Raw genomic sequence first — 22,029 nt, forward strand, 5'->3', positions numbered from 1 at the left:
TTTCTAAATCATATTTTTTTCAATTAATGACCGCTCCAGTTCTTCAAAATCATTGAATCGGAAACCAGAAAAGTCCTTAAAAATTTCCTTATTTTCTTCATTCAAACGCAGTGCGAATTTCAGTTTAGAATACTCTGCGGCGTCCTTATCGGTGGTTGCATCACCTAAAAACAGTGTTTCTTCTCTATTAAGATTGTGTTTTTCTATCAAATATTCTGTCCAATATTTTTTATTTTCAGGCGACCCACATAGTTCAATAAAGTATTTATCTAAATTTCTTTTAGCTACTATAATTCTTATTTCTTTTGTTGGTGTTCCAGTAATTACCCAGAAGTTCATTTTTTGATGGTAATTTTCAAGAAAACTTTTACATCCTTTTACTTCCTCACTTTCAACTACCTTGTTTAGCACCAACTCCGAAAATCGATTGGCCAATTTTTCAACCTCTAAATCAGATAGTTCTTTGTCAAAGAACTTTTTCTCCCAATATTTAAACTTTTCATATCGAGATACTCCTCCATTATTTATATGGTAATCAACTACTTCGTCTGCAATACTTTTTCCGTAAGGAAGGTACATTTCTCTGAACGCGTCAGTCTTTGCAGAGACTGACTCCGCAACAACTCCATCAAAATCAAAAAAAATATTTTTTATGGTCACTTACTATCGTTATTTCGATGAACTGCTCTGACACATTCCAAAAGTCCCTGGCCCATGTCTATGTGTGGATTTGCTACAAGCTTTTTGCTCACGCTTGGTTCAAATGAATACGGGGTAAACTTGTAATGATTGCCATAGCCCGATTCATTACACTCAATTGTTAACTTGTCGTTCATGATTTCATTGATCATGTTGAACAATTCAATACGTTGCATTCGCTCTGTACCCGTCAATATAACATGAAGGTTAAGAAAATCATCTGACTCTAAAACATCAACAGATAACTTGGCAGCATCTGCCGCATGAATATACTCTCGAATCTCTTTTCCGTCTCCCTTGTGGTCTATTCTATTGGTCTCTACAGCATTTTTTACAAGGTTATAAATATAATTGTTGCCATAGGCGCGTTCAGAATACACAGAACCGAATCGAAGTATGATAAAATCCAAGTCGTACTTTTTATGGTATTCTTCAATTATCTTCTCTGAAGCCAATTTGCTTATCCCATAGAATGAACCCTTATTGCTCATTGCATAAGCACTACTTGCGTAAACAAACTTTTTGATTTTGTAGCGGACACATTCGTCTAAGATATGTAGGTTGCCAATGATATTAAGTTCCATAGTTTTCTTTGGAAACTTAATGGCATTATCAAGGTTGGCAAAACCTGCCAGATTGTAGACAACGTCATATTCTGAATCTACAAATACAGAACTCACCTGTTCTTGAGAACTAATATCACAGGTGACATAATCAATTTTCGGATGAAGTTCTTCATCCCTTTTTAAATCAGCAACTTTAACTTGGTATCCTCTGTTTAGAAGTTCGTGTGATAAATAAAAACCTAGAAAACCACTTCCTCCAAATACCAATGCCCTTTTATTCATTTGGAAGCTTTTCTTTTAACAATGCCATTTGTTCCCTAGCCTTATCACCTAGAAAGAAAAAATCAAGGCTGAATGCTAGAAAATTATAATCGACATTTATTTTTTCCATCAACTTAGTGTGGTCGGACTCAATTACATGAAATCCTAAATTCTTGTTTTTTGACTTGGTGATTTCATCGATTCTAGATAATACCTCCTTTACATCATCGTCATAGAACATTCCTGGTTTTCCCATTGAAGCAGACAAATCGTAAGGCCCTACAATAATTCCATCAACTCCTTCTACATCTAAAATTTCTGAAAGATTTTCAACGCCCTTAATATGTTCAATTTGGACAATAACTACTGACTCATTTTGCAACCAAGTCTTATATTTTTCAAAACCAATTCCATATTGTTGGGCTCTCGATAGTCCAACACCCCGTTTGCCAAATGGTGGATATTTAACCCATGAGACTGCCTTTTTGGCCTCTTCAGCACTTTTCACCATCGGAACAATTACTCCATTAGCCCCCGCATCCATTACTCTTTTGATAATGGTCTCATTGTTTTCACTAACCCTAACCAAACCTTCCATGCCATTGCCTTGAATATGGCTTAACAGGTTTTGAAGTGTTTGAAAATCTATAGCCGAGTGTTCAATGTCAATAGTCAACCATTCAAAACCGGCCGTTGACATTATCTCGATTACAGATTGATGCGGAATTGTAAGCCATGAACCGATAGTTAGTTTTTTATTCTCTAGCCTACTTTTTAAGGCGCTCTTTTCGTAATTAAATGTTTTCAAATTTGAGAAGTTATGCGTTGTGGCAATTATTTGTTTTTAAAGTTGCATTTTGAAGAGTGATTCGGCAATAATGAAATCGTGTAATTCATCGATATCGATAGCTTCAATATGAGGAATCTCATACATAAGTGGGTTGTCACCTATACGGCTACCACCTGCAGACTTAAAAGATGATTTTGAAAAAATGTAGAAATTGGAATTCTCCTCGTATATCGGTGGCAAATCCTGTGTTCTAAGTAATTGTTCAGGATCGTGATTTAATGGTGAGCCATCGCTTGAGTATAAGCGGGTTTGTAGTCTAGTCACAGAGAATATTGAATCGTAGCCCTCTTTGTTTTTGAACATTTTATCAAAGGCCCCATCTATCGTTTCGGACTTTAATAATGGGTTCGTACTATGGGTTTGAATGTAATAATCGGCTTCGGTATTATTCAAATCATATTCAATAACCTTGTTCATTGAGACAAAATCCCCAATTATTTCGTCTGGTCGTTTATGAATGACAACTCGATTATCAAAGTTGCGGGCAACGTCTTCGCTTATCTTCTCACTATCCGTGTTAATAACCACTTCATCGATATGCTTGGAGTCGAGTAGACTTTGTAGTACACGATGATATAATGGGGCTCCACAGAAATCTTTTAAATTTTTATTGGGAATTCGCTCTGAATTACCTTTCATGGGCATTAGGGCAATCACTTTCATTTTTCTCTATTTTACTTTTGTGGACAATTGATGGTTGTTCAAATACCTGTTAAGTTGAATTAGCCATAGAACCAGTATTACCAATAGTATTGCAGCCAAAGGCACCACAAATTTATAACTGTTCCAAAAACCTTTAACTGCAACCCCTCTATTCGGAAAATCACTGATGACATTAAGAATGGAAGATTTGTTGGCTCGTTCCTGATTTAATCTTACTAATTGTGTTTTTAGAATTTCACGCTCTTTAATAAGGGCCAATTCTTTATTCTGCGATTCCCCATTTTCTGCAAGATTTATGTTTGTTCCTTGCATGGGTTTTTCTGCCTCTTTGACCAAAATCGTTTTGTAAAGACCTTGCAGTGAATCAATTTCTATCAATTGTTTGTTGATGATAGAATCCTGAATTTCAATATTGACATCATTGATTCGCTTTTGAAGTTTAAAATAGTCATTTGCCGAAATTGATTTAATCAAAGCAGGTTGTGCTTTTTTAGCAACAAAACTATTCGTGCTTACTAAAGAAATTTGATGAAAACGAGCATCTAACGAATTAAAATTTTTGAGGTAGGATTCGAAATCCAAAACCTTAACGGTAGAAGTATCTAACTCTCTAACAAAATCATCAAATAGTTTTATTTTTTGATTTTCGTCAGAGTAGGAATCAATGAAGATTTTTTTTATCGAAGCTGCCTCTCCAACTTTAATGTTGAGTGCATCACTTAGTGCAATAGAATCTTCAGCCTCAGCCAAATCATTGTAAAAACCAACGTTATTATATAGCTGCTGAACACTATTGAAATTGGGCTCTACAAGCATTCTCGAGACATACCGTTCGGTTTTTAACATGTCAATTACAAACCCGGCTACAACACCTATCACTAATGCAATAGATAGGGCAATTATATTTTTTTGCAAAAACAGCAAAAACATGATTAAAATGTTGGCAAGAACCTTAACAACCTTCATTAGAAGATCAATAAGGTTTTGAAAACCCCTGCCTATCGCTTGGAATAGTTGACCCAAGTCAACTTCATCATTGGATTTGCCGCTGTTTGAACTTGTACTCATAATTCTAAAAAATCGTTGGTATTAAACGAGTTGATTATAGTTTTTGAACCACGTAACAAAAGTACGCAATCCATCTTCTAATGATGTGTTGGGACGATATTCAATGCAATCGGCCAATTTTTTGGTGTCAGCAAAGGTCATTTTTACATCTCCTGGTTGCATCGGCATCATTTTTAAGACAGCTTTTTTACCCATTTGTTTTTCCATCTCTCTTATGAAATCCATCAAATCAATCGGTTTTGAATTACCAATATTAAAAACTTCATGTTTTAAGTTTTCATTAGGCATATTCAAAACTCCCAAGATGCCTTCAACGATATCATTGATAAAGGTAAAATCTCGTTGCATTTCCCCATTATTGAATACCTTGATAGTTTCTCCTTTTTGAATTGCCTCTGCAAAAAGAATCGGTGCCATATCGGGTCGCCCCCAGGGTCCATATACCGTAAAAAAACGTAATCCAGATGCTTTAAATCCATATAAATGGCTATAGGCAAATGCCATTACCTCATTGCTTTTTTTTGTTGCCGCATAAAGGCTAATAGGAGCATCTGTTTTCTGTTCTTCATTGAAAGGTATTTCTTTTGAATCTCCGTACACCGATGAACTTGAAGCATAAATCAGATGCTTAATCTTGTGATGTCTACACAATTCCAAAATGTTTGAAAAGCCAACAAGATTGGACTGTACATATGAAAATGGCGACTCGATTGAATAGCGTACACCAGCTTGGGCAGCTAAGTGTATTACAGCATCAAAACTGAATTCTGAAAAAAGATTATTGAGTGATTCATAATCCGTTAAATCACATTTTATAAAACTTAGGGCATTATTCTTGGTGTTTATTGAACCGTAATCGAAATTTTGCTGTTCAAAACCAAGTGCTTTTAAGCGTGCAAGCTTTAAATTAACGTCATAGTAATTGTTCAGATTATCAAGGCCGACGACTTGCATTCCAAGCTCTTCCAATTTCTTTGTCACGTGGAATCCGATAAAGCCCGCTGTTCCGGTAACTAAGATGTTCATGAAGCAAAAATTTGTTCCAATATTTTACGGGTTATGAGATAGGTCGGCTTTACACCGGTTGTTCCGAGTCCTCCAGAGGCCAAAGTGCTACCAGTCTCCAAAGGGTTGTCCGAGGCATAATATGCATATCTTACCTTGACGTCATCACGAATGCTTTTCCTGATTTTCGAAGCTGATTGAATTGCTTTTTGGTAATGAACCCCTTCCATTTCAAGACCAATTACGTTCCACGTCGATTCATTAAAGAATTTTAGAATATCCCTGTTTTGAAGTGAGGTTCCTAAAACCGTTACCATTGTTCCTTTAACGACCCTTAGTTCATTTCCTACGAAATCTTCTACATCCAGCTCGTTTTTAAAAGGATAGTTATCTGCAGTTCCCTCGAAGATATGTGCAGACGGAATCATTAAATCTCCTTTCCCGCCTTCCAATATTCCCGCCTTTCCCATCACTGAAATCGAAGCCACGTTTAAAAACCCTTTTTCATTGCCTTTTGTATATGGTTTCAACAATTCGTCAATTGTCTCATAGGCTTGTTCTCCAAAGGCATAATCCATAACAAAAACCACTGGCTTCAGATTCAAGGGGATTTCATTGTTGAACATGAAACAGCAGGCCCCATCTCCGAATTTCGCGGTATCAAAAATCTGTATATCAATATTAGCACCGGATTCATCGTCAATAGAGAGCATTCCATTCTTTTCCGCATATTTTATGACCTTTTCTCGCAAAGGTTCATTTGAAGACGAACTAAGCGCCTCGAAAATTTCAAGGTTTGCTGCCTTTGGAAATTCTTTTGCCAATATTTTTGGTGCAAATAGCGAATTCATCACACTGTGCATATTGGCGCTAATTATATGCAGCGGTCGTTTTTCGAGATTGTTTTTTATAAGGGTTTGCTTGATTTTTTCTGCCCAGCGTTCACCATGAATATGATGACCAAGACGCTCCCTTAAAAGTGGGCTGAAAGTTATGGTGCGTTTTTCTCCAGTGGTTATTTCCTCAATGCCTAATTTTCCTAACCAATAGACAAGACTTAAAAACTTGTCAGGTTGTGCTTTGGTTTTCAGTTTTTCACTGATTTCAACAACCTCTTCAAAGGAACGACCCAAAATATTTGCCGTATGAATAAATGCAACCTCTCGTTGTGCTTCGGTCTTTTCGTCAAGTTCCATAAAAGCCTCAAGCTTTGCCCAATCACGAATGGTCTCTTCGGTGTCTTCATCGACCAAAACCCTTTTACAAATTTTATTCGATTCGATGAACAAAAAGGTTAAATGTGTTAAGATATCGTATATGTCAGATCGCCCCCTTGTTATCTCGATATTCATTTGCTCCGAATCAACTCGATAACAATTTCGTCGCCTTTTTGGCGGGATAATGGGTTCAAGGTGTGATTTTGAAAACCCTTCGTCTGAAGTGAGGTTGATATACCTACATTGCTCAATGCCTTCAGGAAGTCTCTCCAAAACATAAATAAGACCATTCAGTTCGCCTTTATCTTCTGCTACTGAACCATAAATCTCAGGTCGTAATACTAATAGTGCACTTCTTAAAGCATTGCCGGAAACACCAGAGGGTTTGTAGAAGCCTCGATTTAAGAGGTGTCTCATTGTAATATAAAGCCGTTCTATGGCATTGGTCGACTCTTGAGCGCGGGTAGTTTCTTGAATTGGTACTGCCATTTATCGGCAAAGGTAATCGATATGCCCAAATACTAGAGAAAAGGTTGTTGTTGAAATGTGGGCCAAAGGGCATCCTTTTCTGAAACTACTGGAATTCTTCCTTTTAAATTCCATGGAATATCAAGTTCCAAATCATTATAAATTATTCCCGATTCGGCGCTCCTATTGTAGTAATTATCACATTTGTAGCTGACAATGGCTTCATTACTCAAGACTAGAAAACCATGGGCAAAACCCCTTGGCACAAATAGCTGTTTTTTATTGCTATCACTCAGTTCAATGGAAAAATACAATCCATAAGTGCTTGAATCCTTTCTGAGATCTACGCAAACATCTTGAATAGCTCCTTTTTCGACCGAAATTAGTTTCGCTTGCTGATATTCTCCATATTGAAAGTGGAGCCCCCTAAGAACCCCATTTTTAGAGAAGGACCGGTTGTCTTGAACAAACTTAATTTTTCTGCCTAAGCATTCTTCAAAAACTTTTTGATTGAAACTCTCGGTAAACCACCCCCGTTCATCTTCAAAAACTTCTGGCTTAAGCACAAAACAATCTTCTAGCGGAGTAGTGACTACATTCATTTTTCTAAAATTCTGAGTAGGTCCTTACCATATCCACTATGTAATAATTTATCTGCCAGTACTCTAAACTGATTTTCATCAATATAACCCATTTCAAATGCAGCAAGTTCAATAGCTCCGATTTTAAGACCTTGCCTTGATTCTAAAACCTCAATGAATTGAGCCGCCTGCATTAAAGATGAAAAAGTTCCGGTGTCAAGCCACGCTGTGCCTCGATCTAAGATTTGAACATTGAGCTTTCCCATGTTTAGATAAGCCCTATTCAAATCTGTAATTTCTAATTCACCACGTGAACTAGGTTTCAATGATTTTGCGATTCGTATGACATCATTATCGTAGAAATAAATTCCCGGTACCGCATAATTGGATTTTGGGATTTGGGGTTTTTCCTCAATACTTATGGCTTTACCTTCACCATTAAATTCCACCACCCCATACCTATCTGGGTTGGTAACTCGGTATGCATAAATTATACCTCCATCAGGATTGTTGTTTTTCTGCAGCAAGTTTGATAAGCCAGAACCGTAAAAAATATTATCGCCAAGAATTAGGGCAACTTTCTCCTTTCCTATAAAATCAGCTCCTAACACAAAAGCTTCGGCAAGGCCGTTTGGCTTTTGTTGGGTAACGTACGAAAATGAACACCCAATTTGAGAACCATCACCAAGTAATTCTTTAAACAAAGGCAAGTCTTTTGGTGTTGAAATAATCAATATTTCACGAATTCCCGCATACATCAAAGTTGTAAGAGGATAGTAAATCATTGGCTTGTCGTAGACGGGCATCAACTGTTTGCTGACCGCAACGGTAAGCGGATATAGCCTTGTGCCTGAGCCACCTGCAAGAATTATACCTTTCATTTTATACAGATTGGTTTTTTATTCTATCTTCATACATTTCGGTGTAAAATTTTAGATACGCCCCAGAAGTAACATTTTTCAACCATTCGGTATTTTTTAAGTACCAGTCTATTGTCAACGATAGTCCTTCTTTAAAATTAACACCAGGGCGCCAATTCAATTTTGTCTCTAATTTATTTGCGTCTATGGCATATCTAAAATCGTGTCCTGGTCTATCTTTAACAAAACGGATTAAGCGTTGCGAATTACCCGGTTCCCTTTCCAGTTTTCTGTCCATTAAATCACAAAGTAATCGAACCAATTCGATATTTCTGAACTCGTTATTTCCTCCCACGTTAAAGGTTTGATTTCTCTCAGCAAAATGAAATATAGTATCAATTGCATCGGCATGGTCTACAACATAAAGCCAATCCCTTGTGTTATTACCATCGCCATAGACAGGTAGTTCTTTTTGATTAATAATATTATTTATAAAAAGTGGGATAAGTTTTTCTGGAAACTGATTAGGGCCGTAGTTGTTTGAGCAATTTGAAATGATATAGTTAAGCCCATAAGTTTCTCCAAATGCACGCACAAAATGATCAGATGCCGCTTTACTCGCCGAATAAGGTGAATTGGGATGGTAGGCAGAAGTCTCTTTAAAAAATCCGCTTTCACCAAGACTACCATAGACCTCATCGGTACTTATATGATAAAATAAGTGGTCTTCAGTGTTTGAAGTCCAATAGGACCTGGCCGCATTGAGCAAATTCAACGTTCCCATTACATTGGTCTCCGCAAAAGCATTGGGCATATCGATTGATCTATCGACATGGGATTCTGCAGCCAAATGGATTACAGCACTAAACCCTCCATCTTTAAAAAGCTGGTCGATGAACTTTGCATCTCTAATGTCACCTCTGATAAACGTATAGTTGCGCTCGCCTGAAATATCACTTAAGTTGTCAAGGTTACCGGCATAGGTAAGTGCATCAAGATTAACGATATGATAAGATGGATACTTGGTTACAAATCTCCTAACCACGTGGGACCCTATAAAACCCGCGCCACCAGTTATCAATATTTTCTTCGCACTACTCATTAACCACGAATTTTTGGAGGCCATCTGCAACCTTTCTGTCATTCGACAATCGTTGAACCTTGTTTTGACCACCAAATTTCCCAATTGCTTTCATGTAGTTTTGAAACCCCCCTGGCTTAATTCTTGTTACCACAAGTGGTTTTAAAATTTTACCGTCTATTAAATCAAGGTAATAACTGTTCTGGCGTTTCATTGATTGCTCAAGTGAATTGGAAAATTTTTCCATGTTTGAAGGTAACTCTTCAAATTCAATTAACCACTCATGATAAGGAAGACCATCTACAGGGTTGGTCTTGGGAGCAACAGAAAATTCATTCACTTTTGCATTGGTTTCTTCAATGGCTATTTTCATCGCTTCTTCTACCTCTTTTGCGATAACATGCTCACCAAAGGCCGAGATAAAATGTTTTATTCGTCCTGAAACTATTACCCTATACGGCTTTAAAGAGACAAACTGCACCGTATCACCCAAGTTATAGGCCCAAAGACCTGCATCAGTGCTGATTACCATCGCGTAGTTTACTCCTAATTGAACATCTTTGATAGTAATTCGTTCAGGGTTTTCGCTGAAAAAATCCTCAGCTTTTACAAATTCATAAAAGATTCCCGAATTCAGAAGCAAAAGCATTCCCATTTCAGTTTGAGAATCTTGATAGGCAAAAAAACCTTCACTTGCTGGAAAGAGCTCAATGCTATCTACTCGCTTTCCGATTAGACCTTCAAACTTCGCCCTATACGGTTCATAATTAACCCCTCCGTATATGAACAATTGAAAATTCTTAAACAACTCTCCTACCTTCTTACTCGTTTTAAGGGTTAGTTTTTCAAAATACATCTGCACCCAAGAGGGTATGCCGGCTATCACCGTCATGTTTTCATTTTCGGTCTCTTCGACAATTTTATCCACCTTTTTCTCCCAGTCTTCAATACAATTAGTTTCCCAACTAGGAAGACGGTTCTTTTGAAGGTAAGAAGGAACATAATGTGCCGAAATACCGGACAACCTTCCGGTCTTGATTCCGAATTTTGATTCCAAAACCGGGCTGCCCTGAAGAAATATCATACGCCCATTTACAAAGCTGGAATTACCGGTTTCTTCAATGTAATTAAGAATGGCATTCCTCGAAGCATTTACCTGATGTTTAATCGAGGACTTTGTTATGGGAATATATTTAACACCGGAGGTCGTTCCTGAAGTTTTAGCGAAGTAGATCGGTTTTCCTGGCCAAAGAACATTCAAATTACCTTCTTTTATTTCCTCTACGTAAGCCTTCAGTTGCTCATAATCCCTTATAGGTACATTGCCAATAAAATCGTTGTGGGAAGCTATGCTAGAAAAATTATGATCCTTACCAAACTTTGTTTTCAAACCATTTGTAATCAAATAAGTGAATACCCGTTCTTGGGCTTCAATAGGGTTTTCAATCCACTTTTTATTCTTTTTGGCCACCCTAGAGGCAAAAATTTTTGCGGCAAAAGATTTGAATGACATCTTAATTGAAATCAATAAAGTCGGATGGGTTCACCGGTACACCCTTGCTCCACAATTCAAAATGGAGGTGGGGGCCTGTAGTAAATTCACCGGTATTACCAACACTTGCCACAACTTCACCTGCTACCACAACATCGCCTTGAAATTTGCTAAGTGAGCTATTGTGCTTATATACCGACAAAAGTCCATCTTTATGTTCAAGAATTATCACATAACCCGTATCCGAAGTCCATTCAGAAAAAATCACTGTTCCGTCGGCAACTGATTTAACCGGGCTGTTCATTTCTGCGACAATATCAACCGCAAAATGTTTTTTCTCAGCATCAAATCCTTGTGAAATCGAACCAGAAATTGGAGGAAATAAAATCAGATTTGCACCACTATTGTTTCTTTCAAAAAGATTGTACTTGTCTTCTATTTCAACTTCTTCGCGTAGGGCCAAATCTTCTTGTATTGGCCTTAAATCAACTGTTGATGGGTCTAGTTTGTATTTTTCAAATAATGAGTCTCTGTTGGCCACATTATTTTCTACTTCGCCCCTTAAAACCATTCTTACATTATTCAAATAGCGATTTGTATAACCAAGTACCGTTACCAAGGAGTCCGTTTTGTATGTGAGTTCAGTGGCTTGTCTTTTAAGTTTTGTGGAAGAATATCCTGGTATATATTCCCGTAAAGGTGTAAAAGCGATAAAAAGGGTTGTGAAGCCAATCAGTATTATCATGAAAAGCATTCCAGTAATAAAGACATTGAGCCGGCTAAGTTTAAAGGAAATTTTTTCCTCAAAGGTATTCTCGTTAAGAATGACCAAGCGGTATTTGTGCAATAACTTGCGCCTTATATTTTTCCTTTTAGTCTTCTTCTTTGCCATTGCCAACAAAGATAGCCCATGATTTTAATTTGTTTTGTTCCCCTTGGTTTTTATGAAATTTTTAAGCTTGTTATCTTGAATTGGGCGTTAAAACTGGTCTAAATTCGATATTTGACACTCCATTGCTTCCTTATTTGCATATTCTTTTTTGTACTTTTACCCCTCGTTGTTAAACAGATTATTATGAGCGCTCTCAATATTTTTCTAGGAATGATAGGTCCTTGGCAAATTGCCTTGGTGGTAGTAATAGTATTGTTGCTTTTTGGAGGAAAGAAAATTCCTGAGCTTATGAGAGGTTTGGGTAGTGGAATCAAAGAGTTCAAAGACGCATCTAAAGAAGACGAAAAATTAGAGGACAAAAACACTCCTTAAAACACCTCAGCTCCCGTTTTACTTCATTTTAGGCCTATATTTTCATACCGATAGTTACAAAATAGGCCGTTTTACGCTGTTTTTTAGCTTCTTCACAACAAAAACTCAGTGTTAATGCTGTATACTGTTAATTTCACGACGGTTAATTATTTAACTGAACCCATTTTTTACATTGGAAAAAAGCTTTTTAGCTGGATTCCCACAACCTATTATGTTCAAAAAGCTAATATACACGGCATTACTCATGCTACCGACAATTGTCTTAAGTCAATCGGTAGTTGGCCTAACAACAGAAGACGAAAATATTGAGGCAGAAACTGTTGTAGACCTTCCCTTTTACAGTTCAAATACTGGAAAAATTGATGGTAAGACTGCCCAAAAACTTGAGAAAAAAGGTGACGAGGTATACCAACAAATGTGGTATGCCGAAGCAGCACAGTATTACGAAGCTGTTGCCAACTACAATAAGGGTGAAAACCCACCAACCCTTTTACAAAAACTAGGAAACAGTTATTACTTCATATCAAACTTCGAACGTGCTTTCAAGTGGTATCATGAGCTATTCTTGTCGCACCGCAGTTTTATGAATAACCAAACCTTATTCCGATATGGGCAGAGTTTAAAAGGTGTAGAAAAATACAATCAAGCCTCTAGGGTCTTTGGGTTGATAAAATCTTCAGATTCAAAAGACCTAAATCGACTGATAAGCTCTAAAAAAAATAACAATAGCATTACCTTAAAGACACTTACAAGTAATTCAGAGAACTCAGACTTTTCACCTACTTATTACTCTGAAAACAAATTGGTCTTTGCATCAGCAAGGGATTCCTCTGTTTTTACGACTAGAAAATATCGATGGAACAATCAACCATATCTTGATCTTTATATAGGTGAAATTGATTCGCTTTCAGCAGATTTAACCAATGTGAAGAAATTCTCTGGCAAAGTGAATTCAAAATATCATGAAGCTGGAGCTGCTTTTAGCCCAGATGGAAAAACCATGTTTTTTACCAGAAATAATTACAGTAAGAAACTTAAGCGGGATTCTAAAGGGGTGAACCATCTTACCTTGTTTACTTCAAAATTTGTTGGTGGGGAATGGTCAAAACCATTACCGTTACCATTTAATAGTGATGAATATTCAACCGGACATCCTGCAATGAGCCCTGATGGCAAAAAGCTATATTTCGCTTCTGACATGCCTGGAGGTTTTGGAGAAACCGATATTTATGTGGTAGACGTGAATGGAGATGGTACTTTTTCAGAACCAAAAAACCTTGGGAAGACTGTTAATTCAAAACAAAAAGAGATGTTCCCGTATGCAACGGAGAACACCATTTATTTTTCTTCGAACAGAAAACTTGGTTTTGGCGGTTTGGACATCTATCAATCCAATTACGTACAAGACATTTTTGAAGTGGCCGTCAATCTTGGGCCACCTATCAATAGTAGCTCGGACGACTTTTCATACATAGTTGATGAAAATACCAATAAGGGATATTTTGCCTCAAATAGAAAAGGCGGCCAAGGAGACGATGATATCTATGCCTTCACCTATGTCACAACGGACGATTCTGATGAAAGCACAATACTTTTGGGCACTGTCATAGATCAAAGTAACGGTACTACTTTGGCAAATACTTTGGTTCAGCTTTTTGACAAAGATGGCAACTATCTAAAAGAGAGCTATACAGACGAATTCGGAAGCTTTGAGTTTGTAGACCTTAATAAGAACACGAAATATGAACTGAGAACCGCTAAAGAGGGTTATGAGAAGGAAATAAAGCTTGCTAATATTGGCGGAGACTCAGAAACCACGGTAAATCTTATCTTGAAGGACATGGAGTCATTGGTAGTCGTTGATGGAGACGTTACCAAATTAAAAACCGAAGCCATATTTTTCGATTTTGATTCCTATGAGTTAACCAAAGAAGGAAAAAAGGAACTTAAAAGAATTAAGCGAATCTGGAATGATTTCCCAAACCTAAAAATTAAGATTGAATCGCATACTGATAGTAGGGGCTCAAGAACATACAATCGCATTCTTTCACAAAAAAGAGCAGATGCCACAAAGGCTCACTTACTTAAAATCGGTGTTGAGCCCGACAAAATAGAAAGCGCGATAGGATATGGTGAAGATCGCATATCAAATGATTGTGGAGACGGTATCAAATGCAACCGTGATCAGCATCAAAACAATCGAAGGTCAGATTTAATCGTAGTTGAACATTAGGCATTATCAAAGCCAACTCAGGGTTTTTAAAATAGCCTCCATCTCAAACATATAATCACGTTTGACCGTTGATGGTGCAAACACAAAACCTTCAATGACCAATTTTCGGTTATTTTCTTTATCATTGATGATGTAGGTCAAAAATGGTCCTGCCATAGGATATCCATTTATTTCCCAAATACCTTTTGCTTCGGCTCCCTTTTTGCCGCCAATTTCTGCTGGAAACACATAGGGTGCAAAAGCTTTTTCTGTCATCATAAAAGTATTTTCATAGGGACCTGGAACATATTTTTTTCCTATCGAATCACGCATTTTTATTATGTCAGCGACAAAAGTTGAATCATTTTTAAAGCTATCCTCAGGCATAGCATATGCAATGATGTTCATATTGCCCTTGGGTATTTGGCGGTCAAACCAAACGAAATTATCCTCATGTTTTCCAACCTTATAAGCAGAAGGAATATTCAGTGTTATACCAAACTCTTCTTCTAAGGCTTTTTCTCGATTCAAAGACCTTTTAAATCTTCGCTGAGCTTCGTTCAATTCGGTCTTTTTGAATGATTCTATGGCCCTTTGGGCAACTGAATCCAAGTTGGCCAAAAGTTCTTCTTTGCTCCTGCCCTTTACTACTGCCACTTTTTGTGGATTTGAAAACACGTTGGACTTAATATGCCCCAATGAAAGTGTGTCTTGAGACACCAACAATATTGATCGTGAATTTCTAACTGCTCCCTCAAAAATCTTAGGGGGAATCTGGGTAATCGAAAAAATTGGTTGAATCGGCGACAAACCTTGGGCGGGCTGGGCAAAAATTTGTCTGATTCGGTCCCCAACTTCGCCCTGCCAATGAGCATTTTCTGTTACAACAATTAAAGAATTCACTGCACCTGTAGATTCAGGTAAGAACTTTTTAGCATTGCCCGTTTGTTGCTTACATGCAACCATTAGAAATACCAAGGCCAGGATTGCGAATTTGATTTTTTTCTGCATGCTTTCTGATTAACAATTTTAGGTTCGTACCAAAATATCTCAGGTCAAGATAACCATATGCAAAATAAGTTGAGATAGAATTTTAGGGAATTTAACGGCTAACTGGGTGAACCCCCTATTTGATTGAGTAATAGAATGCTTTATTATGAAGAACAATCGCACAACCTCAGCTTCGTTCCGGGCTTTAACTTGGTACTATTCAACCCGTTCCATTTCCGAAGATTCTCAATGGTTATTCCAGGATATTTTTGTGAGATAGTCCATAAAGAGTCTCCCGATTCTACAATATGGATTTTAGAAGGGTCGCTTGGCAGCGAAATTGGTTTTTGATAGACAACGGTCTCCTTATTAGAAGTGTTGGATTGCGATTTAGAGTTTGAACTAACGGGTTTTCGTGGATAAATGGTCAATCGCTGTCCAATTCTCAAATTATCACCTCTAAGTCCATTCCAACGCCTTATCTGACTAACGCCAACTCCATATCGTTCGGCGATTTTACCAAGGTAGTCTCCATTTCTCACACGATACCTTACCTTATTCTGGGCTTTAACCAATTCAGGAAGTGGTTTTTCGAGTGAATCAAGCTGTTTTACCGCAAAATCATATATGGCTTTTTCATTGGTAACGAACTTTCCCATATGCTTTAATGGCAGTCGTAAAGCGTACTTTTTGTCATTGTCTTTGGGAATGATGTTCAATTTGTACGCAGGGTTTAAGACCTCTAGCTCTTCTACGGAAATCCCGACCAGTTTTGATATTTGGTCAAATGTTATGGTTTGCTTTACCAAAACTGTATCCGTTTCAAAATATGGTCTCTCAAGGTTTTTCCCTTTTAACCCATGTTCTTCTGCATACTCAAAAAGGTACATCGTGGCTAAAAATGCAGGGACATATCCCGCGGTTTCACGAGGAAGAAACATTCGAATATTCCAAAAATTTCGATACCCTCCCGATCTCCGAATTGCCTTGTTTACGTTGCCTGGACCAGAATTATATGCCGCTAAAGCCAAATCCCAATCTTTATAAATCGAATAAAGCGAGTTTAAATACTCACCTGCAGCTTTCGTCGCAAAAATAGGGTCGCTTCTTTCGTCTACATAGCTGCTTACATCTAAACCATATGCCTTTCCAGTAGCGAACATAAACTGCCATAAACCAGTTGCGCCAACAGGTGATTTTGCCCTTGCACTCAACGCAGATTCAACTATTGCCAAGTACTTTAGTTCCAACGGCAAGTCTTTATTGTCCAGTTCTTGCTCAAAAAGTGGGAAATAAAATTGACTAGCAGTCAACATATTCTCAATAAGTGGCCTACGTCTCTTTAAATAGTATTTAATCACACTCTCTAAATGCGGATTATAGGAGACATTGAATGGGGTCTTTTCATTTATCCGCGCCAATCGCATCTTTAAAGTATCTGAATTGAGTTCTGGAATCTCTTCTGATAGGACTTTCTCTTCAGAAATATCACTTAACAAATCTTGATATCTAACTTCGTTTCTACTTATTTCTCTAAGCCATAAACTATCATAAGCGTAAGCCTTCTCCAAATCTTTTAAAATCCCTTCTGAATTTTCTTGAGATAAGGTTGCTTCTTTTGCTGGGTTTTTAAAGAGTTCTTTTTCACCAAAAACCGAATTTGGTTGTAAATTAATTGGCGTTGATTCTTGAATAATTGCAGCTGTGGAGTCTGCCTTCTGTGAGTATCCTTCAAGACAGAATGCGCATAGGAATGCCAAAGGCAATAAAAATCCTTTATTTAACATTTTTAGCTAGAATTTGGCTTGGGGCAGACGAAAATGCAGCATTTTTACCAAAAACGAAAAGATTTATGATAAAAATGGCAATTTCTTGGCTAATCCGTTAAGTCAGTATAGCTGCTATACCGGGTAGTGTTTTTCCTTCCAAACTTTCGAGCATTGCGCCACCACCGGTTGAAACGTAGCTTACCTTTTCTTCAAAACCGAATTGCTTCACTGCGGCAACGGAATCACCACCCCCAACAAGACTAAAAGCGCCATTCTTTGTCGCTTCATCAATGGCATTTCCAATTGAAATTGTGCCTTTAGCAAAATTTTCCATTTCAAAAACACCTACCGGACCATTCCATAGAATTGTTTTAGATGCTAAAATCACTTCTTTAAATTTACTTAGACTGTTGGGCCCGGCATCTAGACCTTGCCAACCATCTGGAATAGAATCTACAGAAACGGTTTGCGTATTCGCTTGATTATCAAATGCATCAGCAGCAAGCACATCAACAGGTAAATGTACCTGAACACCCTTTTCTTCTGCCTTTTTTAAAATGTTTAAAGCGAGTTCCATCTTATCATCTTCGCAAATTGAATCCCCAATTTTACCTCCTTGGGCTTTTACGAAAGTATACGTCATGCCGCCACCGATTATCAAATTATCGACTTTATCTAAAATGTTTTCAATAATGGTAATTTTAGAGGAAACCTTAGCCCCGCCTAGAATAGCTGTGATAGGGTTTTCTCCTGTCCGCATGACCTTTTCTATAGCGTAAATTTCTTTTGCCAATAAGGAGCCAAAACACTTTGCTTCTGAAAAACAGTTGGCTACAATCGTAGTCGAAGCATGGGCGCGATGTGCAGTGCCAAAAGCGTCATTAACGTATATATCACCAAAAGCAGAAAGTTTTTCAGCAAATGCTGCATCACCTTTCTCTTCTTCTGAATAAAAGCGAAGGTTTTCAAGCAATAAGATTTCGCCATTTTGTAGATTGTCATACGCCTCTTGAACCTTCTCCCCTACGCAGTCATCTACGAATTTCACCTGAACGCCGATAATTTCTGAGACCTTTTCAACTATATGTGCCAAAGAAAGTTCTGGCTTTGCCTCACCTTTTGGTCTGCCTAAATGTGACATTAATACCGCGCTGCCCCCATCTTCCAGAACTTTTAGTATAGTCGGTTTAGCACCAATTATCCTACTAGTATCCGTTACATTTTGTTCATCGTCTAAAGGCACATTAAAGTCTACCCTTATCAATGCTTTATTATCTTCGAAATTGAAATCTTCAATTGTTTTCATATGTGTTGGAAAATTTGAGCACCAAATGTAATCAATTCACCTTTTTTTGTCTGATCTAGAGAGGTCAAATTATGTGTACGGTACGCATTTAGTACAAATATCACAGACATAGTTTTTCATGTATATTTGAGTTATGCTTTTTGGGAACATTATCGGGCAAGAACACATAAAAAAACATTTGGTATATTCTGTGGAATCAGGCAGAGTGCCTCATGCGCAATTGTTTGTAGGGCCAGAAGGGTGTGGTACCCTACCCATGGCTGTAGCATACGCCCAGTATGTACTATGCAATAACAAGGGTGGAGAGAACAGTGGTCAGAACGAAACTTGCAATGCCAAATGCAACACCTTATCCCATCCAGATGTTCATTTTGTTTATCCTGTGGCAAATTCTGATAAAGTAAAAAGCCATGCCGTAAGTGATGATTTTATCTCCGATTGGCGTGAATTTTTGACAAAACAACCTTACGGGAACCTGTTTGATTGGTATAGGCAAGTTGGAATTGAAAAAAAACAGGGGCAAATTGGTGTGGACGAAGCTCAGAACATTTCAAAGAAACTGGCATTGAAATCTTATGAAGGCGGCTACAAGGTGCTTGTTATTTGGATGGCGGAAAAGATGAATGGGTCAGCTGCGAACAAACTTTTGAAATTAATTGAAGAACCGCCAAACCAAACTTTGCTTCTTCTCATTGCCGAAAATGAGGAGAACATCATAAATACCATTCGGTCTCGTTGTCAAGTACTTCATTTCGACCCAATTCCTCAAGCATTGATTTCGAAGGAGTTGGAAGCAAGAAACATTGAAAAGACACTTGCCGAACAGTTGGCACACGAAGCAAACGGAAATCTTAATAAAGCGCTTGACTTAGCACAGAACGATTCTGAAGACTTGGTTTTTGAAAAATGGTTCGTGCACTGGGTGCGTTCTGCATTTAAGGCTAAAGGAAATAAGAGCGCTATTCATGACTTGATACTTTGGAGTGAAGAAGTTGCCAAGAACGGGAGAGAAACCCAAAAGAACTTTTTAAAATATTGCGAGGGCATCATTCGACAAGCTTTGCTTACCAACTATGGGGCCCATGAGTTGGTTTATGCTAAAATGCATACCGACGGATTTGATTTGGCAAAATTTGCACCATTTATTCATGAAAATAATATTTTGCAGTTGACAAAAGAACTAGAAACTGCTCATTACCACATTGAACGCAATGGCAACGCCAAACTTGTATTTACTGACCTTTCAATAAAACTAACGCGCCTTCTTCACGTAAAGGCGGCTTAAAACTTTTAGTATGCACTTACATTTTGAAGACAACTACGTACAACTTATTCTTTTGCTGTTTTTGGTGATTGTATTTCTACAAAGCGGCGTTGATAAACTTAAAGATTGGAAGGGCAATCTTTCTTGGTTGACGGAACATTTTTCTAAATCACCTTTTAAGAATAGTGTTCCAGCGCTATTGGGTGTTATTACCCTAATGGAACTAGCCGCAGGATTATTATCCCTGGCAGGATTTGTTCATCTTTTACTTCATGACAACACCGTTTTCGCGTTTTACGGAACCTTGATATCCGCAATTACACTTTTAATGCTTCTTTTAGGACAACGCGTTGCGAAAGATTATGAGGGCGCAAAAACCATTGTTATCTATTTGATACCTACGGCTTTTCTATTGATGTTATTGCAATAAAAATCCCTCCTGAGGACAAGAGGGTTTTGACTTTTAATCAATATTGATTAGTTCTTGTATTTATCATTGAGGATTTTCAGTATCTGCTCAGTTAAGTCATTTGCATCCTGACCGTACAAAACACTTCCACCTTCACCTCCACCTAGGATGTAAGTATAGCCATTAGCTTCTCCATAAGCTTTGATTTCATCTTTGACCTTGCTTACGATACTATCCATCTGAGTTTGTCCTTCTTGTTGAATTTGGCGTTCTTCTTGTTGCAATTGTTGGCCCAAAAACTGCCCTTTTTGCTGCAATACCTGCAGTTCTTCTTGGGTTTTGCGCTGTGACTGTTTTTTTGCTTGTAGTGCTTGGTACTCAATTTGCAAAGCCTGTGAAAGGCTATCACTCTTTTTTGCCAACGCATCGGCCTTAGCCTTGTATTTTCCTTCTACTTCTGTTTTCTCTTGATACCCATCCATCAATTTTACATTGTCAACATAGCCAATTTTACTCTGTTGGCATGAAATAAAGGTCAACAACACCAATACTAGTATACTATTTTTCATTTTCGTGGTTTAAAGTCGGGCAAAAATAAACAAATCACTTTTTTCATCGACGCTGATTCAAGTTAATCTTTTTCCTTTCTTAAAATATAAATTAAAGAAGAGTATTCGCCTGAAAATAAAGCCTTTATGTTTGATAAAAAACCAATTGCAATACCCCTAACCAAGCTGAGCTTTTTTTGCTTGTATTTCTCAGAAAGCATTGAAACATAAAAAGCATCAAAAATCATGGGTTTGGTAGCAACAAGTTCAAAACCCGAATTGGTAAACAATGCCGGGATTGACTTTTTTGAAAAATGCCATAAGTGTCTTGGAACGTCATATGCCGCCCAAAATTCTCTATAATAACGAGCGTCAAATGACTTGAAATTCGGAACAGCTATTACAAGCAGTCCATTTTTAGAAATAAGTTGAGAGAATTCCTCTATTTGAGCATTCAAATCAGGAAGATGCTCCAGTACATGCCAAAGGGTTATAACATTGTAATCAGAACCCTTTAGGTTTTTAACTGATTCTTCGAGGTGTTGCCCTTTTTCAAGGGCCAAACTTCGCGCTTTTTGATTTGGTTCAACTCCGGAAACCTGCCATCCATTTTTCCTTGCGCTTACCAAAAAATCACCTGTGCCCGCGCCAATATCCAATAAATTCCGCTGTTTAGAAGAATATCTATTGATTAAACTAAGTTTTCGGCTTAAGTTTCGAGACTTGACCAATTGATATATTCTAGAAACAAAGTCTTTTCTGGTATCTGTATGTGAAATATATTCTTCGCTATCGTAATAAGAATCCAAATTTTCGGGTTGAGGACTTGTTTTCAGCAAGTTTAAATCCTCATCATATAAGAGATCGAACTCCTCCTTGGTCTTAAAATAGTCTTTAGTTCTTAAATACAACTTCATTGTAGTTGTGTGTGCTCAGATATTCTTGTTTGAGCTCTCGAAGATACTCCATCATTGGTTTTCTAATCAAAGAATTGTCATTCAAACAATCATTCTCTTCTTGATCATAGACTTCAATAGCAATATACCAATACCCTTTTCTGCTTGAATAGGCATCTGAAAAGACTGCATCATTTGTTTCAGTAGACTCCAATATTCCATCAATCACTATTGGCAGGAGATTCAGCGTTTTTGTTGGTATTTCAACCTCATAGTAGGCGAAGTAATATTCTTTGTTTTCTATTTGAAAAGGCACATCAACATCAACCCTATAATCATCAAGCTTGAATTTTGTATTTATATAGTTATAAAAATGCCCCTCATCTTTGGGGTCTTCAAATACAAACATGGTTTTCTGAGGAAGTGATTTTTTGAACTTTTTGCCTTCAACAACTCTGTAATCTTCAATAGTCGGAGCAATTCTTAGGGGAATACAGGACCCAAGTGTTATACACAAGAAAATTAGCAGGTAGCCTTTCTTCATGATTGGATATTTTAGT

The 22,029-nt window shown here is 37.6% G+C and carries 22 protein-coding genes; 4 read left to right on the top strand and 18 right to left on the bottom strand.

Translation table 11 applies throughout. From position 1 onward, the window contains the following. Positions 1-3 precede the first annotated feature (3 nt). From HCU67_RS04530 to HCU67_RS04585, 12 genes are read right to left on the bottom strand one after another with little or no spacing between them, the layout of a single operon-like run. Positions 4-660, bottom strand: a complete 657-nt coding sequence (locus HCU67_RS04530) for an HAD hydrolase-like protein (protein ID WP_168551385.1) — start codon at positions 658-660, stop codon at positions 4-6. After that, complete coding sequence (locus tag HCU67_RS04535; protein WP_168551386.1) at positions 657-1,547, bottom strand: NAD-dependent epimerase/dehydratase family protein; 891 nt, start codon at positions 1,545-1,547, stop codon at positions 657-659. The genes HCU67_RS04530 and HCU67_RS04535 overlap by 4 nt, the downstream gene beginning before the upstream one ends. Further along, positions 1,540-2,334, bottom strand: a complete 795-nt coding sequence (locus HCU67_RS04540; protein WP_168551387.1) for an HpcH/HpaI aldolase family protein — start codon at positions 2,332-2,334, stop codon at positions 1,540-1,542. Before HCU67_RS04540 ends, HCU67_RS04535 begins: the two co-directional genes overlap by 8 nt. A gap of 36 nt (positions 2,335-2,370) precedes the next feature. Further along, a complete protein-coding gene (locus HCU67_RS04545; RefSeq protein ID WP_168551388.1) occupies positions 2,371-3,039 on the bottom strand; it encodes an acylneuraminate cytidylyltransferase family protein in 669 nt (222 codons plus the stop codon). Between the two features lie 6 nt (positions 3,040-3,045). Continuing rightward, positions 3,046-4,107, bottom strand: a complete 1,062-nt coding sequence (locus tag HCU67_RS04550; protein WP_168551389.1) for a hypothetical protein — start codon at positions 4,105-4,107, stop codon at positions 3,046-3,048. Between the two features lie 21 nt (positions 4,108-4,128). Next, positions 4,129-5,133 carry an NAD-dependent epimerase/dehydratase family protein gene (locus HCU67_RS04555; RefSeq protein WP_168551390.1) on the bottom strand — a complete coding sequence of 335 codons (1,005 nt, stop codon included), beginning with the start codon at positions 5,131-5,133 and terminating at the stop codon, positions 4,129-4,131. Continuing rightward, positions 5,130-6,818, bottom strand: a complete 1,689-nt coding sequence (locus tag HCU67_RS04560) for a DUF6909 family protein (protein WP_168551391.1) — start codon at positions 6,816-6,818, stop codon at positions 5,130-5,132. Before HCU67_RS04560 ends, HCU67_RS04555 begins: the two co-directional genes overlap by 4 nt. A 32-nt stretch (positions 6,819-6,850) precedes the next feature. Then, positions 6,851-7,399, bottom strand: a complete 549-nt coding sequence (gene rfbC, locus HCU67_RS04565) for a dTDP-4-dehydrorhamnose 3,5-epimerase (RefSeq protein ID WP_168551392.1) — start codon at positions 7,397-7,399, stop codon at positions 6,851-6,853. Then, positions 7,396-8,259 carry a glucose-1-phosphate thymidylyltransferase RfbA gene (rfbA, locus tag HCU67_RS04570; protein ID WP_168551393.1) on the bottom strand — a complete coding sequence of 288 codons (864 nt, stop codon included), beginning with the start codon at positions 8,257-8,259 and terminating at the stop codon, positions 7,396-7,398. The genes rfbC and rfbA overlap by 4 nt, the downstream gene beginning before the upstream one ends. 1 nt (position 8,260) lies before the next feature. Continuing rightward, positions 8,261-9,340, bottom strand: coding sequence for a dTDP-glucose 4,6-dehydratase (rfbB, locus tag HCU67_RS04575; protein WP_168551394.1), 1,080 nt, complete (start codon positions 9,338-9,340; stop codon positions 8,261-8,263). After that, positions 9,333-10,832, bottom strand: a complete 1,500-nt coding sequence (locus HCU67_RS04580) for a GH3 family acyl-acid amido synthetase (RefSeq protein ID WP_168551395.1) — start codon at positions 10,830-10,832, stop codon at positions 9,333-9,335. Before HCU67_RS04580 ends, rfbB begins: the two co-directional genes overlap by 8 nt. Before the next feature lies 1 nt (position 10,833). Further along, positions 10,834-11,703, bottom strand: a complete 870-nt coding sequence (locus HCU67_RS04585; protein WP_168551396.1) for a M23 family metallopeptidase — start codon at positions 11,701-11,703, stop codon at positions 10,834-10,836. Between the two features lie 183 nt (positions 11,704-11,886). Between HCU67_RS04585 and tatA the strand changes: the two genes are divergently transcribed. After that, positions 11,887-12,075, top strand: a complete 189-nt coding sequence (gene tatA, locus HCU67_RS04590) for a twin-arginine translocase TatA/TatE family subunit (protein ID WP_168551397.1) — start codon at positions 11,887-11,889, stop codon at positions 12,073-12,075. A 211-nt stretch (positions 12,076-12,286) separates the two neighbouring features. Next, positions 12,287-14,308 (top strand): OmpA family protein, encoded by a 2,022-nt coding sequence (locus HCU67_RS04595; protein WP_168551398.1) that lies wholly within the window; start codon positions 12,287-12,289, stop codon positions 14,306-14,308. A 6-nt stretch (positions 14,309-14,314) separates the two neighbouring features. Here HCU67_RS04595 and HCU67_RS04600 read toward each other — a convergent pair whose 3' ends face one another. From HCU67_RS04600 to HCU67_RS04610, 3 genes are all read right to left on the bottom strand, one after another. Beyond that, positions 14,315-15,298 (bottom strand): DUF4837 family protein, encoded by a 984-nt coding sequence (locus HCU67_RS04600; RefSeq protein WP_168551399.1) that lies wholly within the window; start codon positions 15,296-15,298, stop codon positions 14,315-14,317. Positions 15,299-15,441: 143 nt separating this feature from the next. Continuing rightward, positions 15,442-17,064, bottom strand: coding sequence for a LysM peptidoglycan-binding domain-containing protein (locus HCU67_RS04605; RefSeq protein WP_168551400.1), 1,623 nt, complete (start codon positions 17,062-17,064; stop codon positions 15,442-15,444). Between the two features lie 97 nt (positions 17,065-17,161). Continuing rightward, complete coding sequence (locus tag HCU67_RS04610; protein WP_168551401.1) at positions 17,162-18,352, bottom strand: phosphoglycerate kinase; 1,191 nt, start codon at positions 18,350-18,352, stop codon at positions 17,162-17,164. A gap of 133 nt (positions 18,353-18,485) precedes the next feature. Between HCU67_RS04610 and HCU67_RS04615 the strand changes: the two genes are divergently transcribed. Together HCU67_RS04615 and HCU67_RS04620 are read left to right on the top strand one after the other, a co-directional pair. Then, a complete protein-coding gene (locus HCU67_RS04615) occupies positions 18,486-19,637 on the top strand; it encodes a DNA polymerase III subunit (protein WP_168551402.1) in 1,152 nt (383 codons plus the stop codon). A 10-nt stretch (positions 19,638-19,647) separates the two neighbouring features. Continuing rightward, the gene (locus HCU67_RS04620) at positions 19,648-20,046 is read left to right on the top strand and encodes a DoxX family protein (RefSeq protein ID WP_168551403.1); all 399 of its coding nucleotides are present in this window, start codon (positions 19,648-19,650) and stop codon (positions 20,044-20,046) included. A gap of 47 nt (positions 20,047-20,093) precedes the next feature. Here HCU67_RS04620 and HCU67_RS04625 read toward each other — a convergent pair whose 3' ends face one another. From HCU67_RS04625 to HCU67_RS04635, 3 genes are all read right to left on the bottom strand, one after another. Beyond that, on the bottom strand, positions 20,094-20,594 hold the full coding sequence (locus HCU67_RS04625) for an OmpH/Skp family outer membrane protein (RefSeq protein ID WP_168551404.1): 501 nt from the start codon (positions 20,592-20,594) through the stop codon (positions 20,094-20,096). Positions 20,595-20,656: 62 nt separating this feature from the next. Then, positions 20,657-21,490 carry a class I SAM-dependent methyltransferase gene (locus HCU67_RS04630; protein WP_168551405.1) on the bottom strand — a complete coding sequence of 278 codons (834 nt, stop codon included), beginning with the start codon at positions 21,488-21,490 and terminating at the stop codon, positions 20,657-20,659. Then, on the bottom strand, positions 21,468-22,013 hold the full coding sequence (locus HCU67_RS04635) for a hypothetical protein (RefSeq protein ID WP_168551406.1): 546 nt from the start codon (positions 22,011-22,013) through the stop codon (positions 21,468-21,470). The genes HCU67_RS04630 and HCU67_RS04635 overlap by 23 nt, the downstream gene beginning before the upstream one ends. Positions 22,014-22,029: the final 16 nt, after the last annotated feature.

This window comes from Croceivirga thetidis (genome assembly GCF_012272815.1).
In the GTDB taxonomy this organism is placed as follows: domain Bacteria; phylum Bacteroidota; class Bacteroidia; order Flavobacteriales; family Flavobacteriaceae; genus Croceivirga; species Croceivirga thetidis.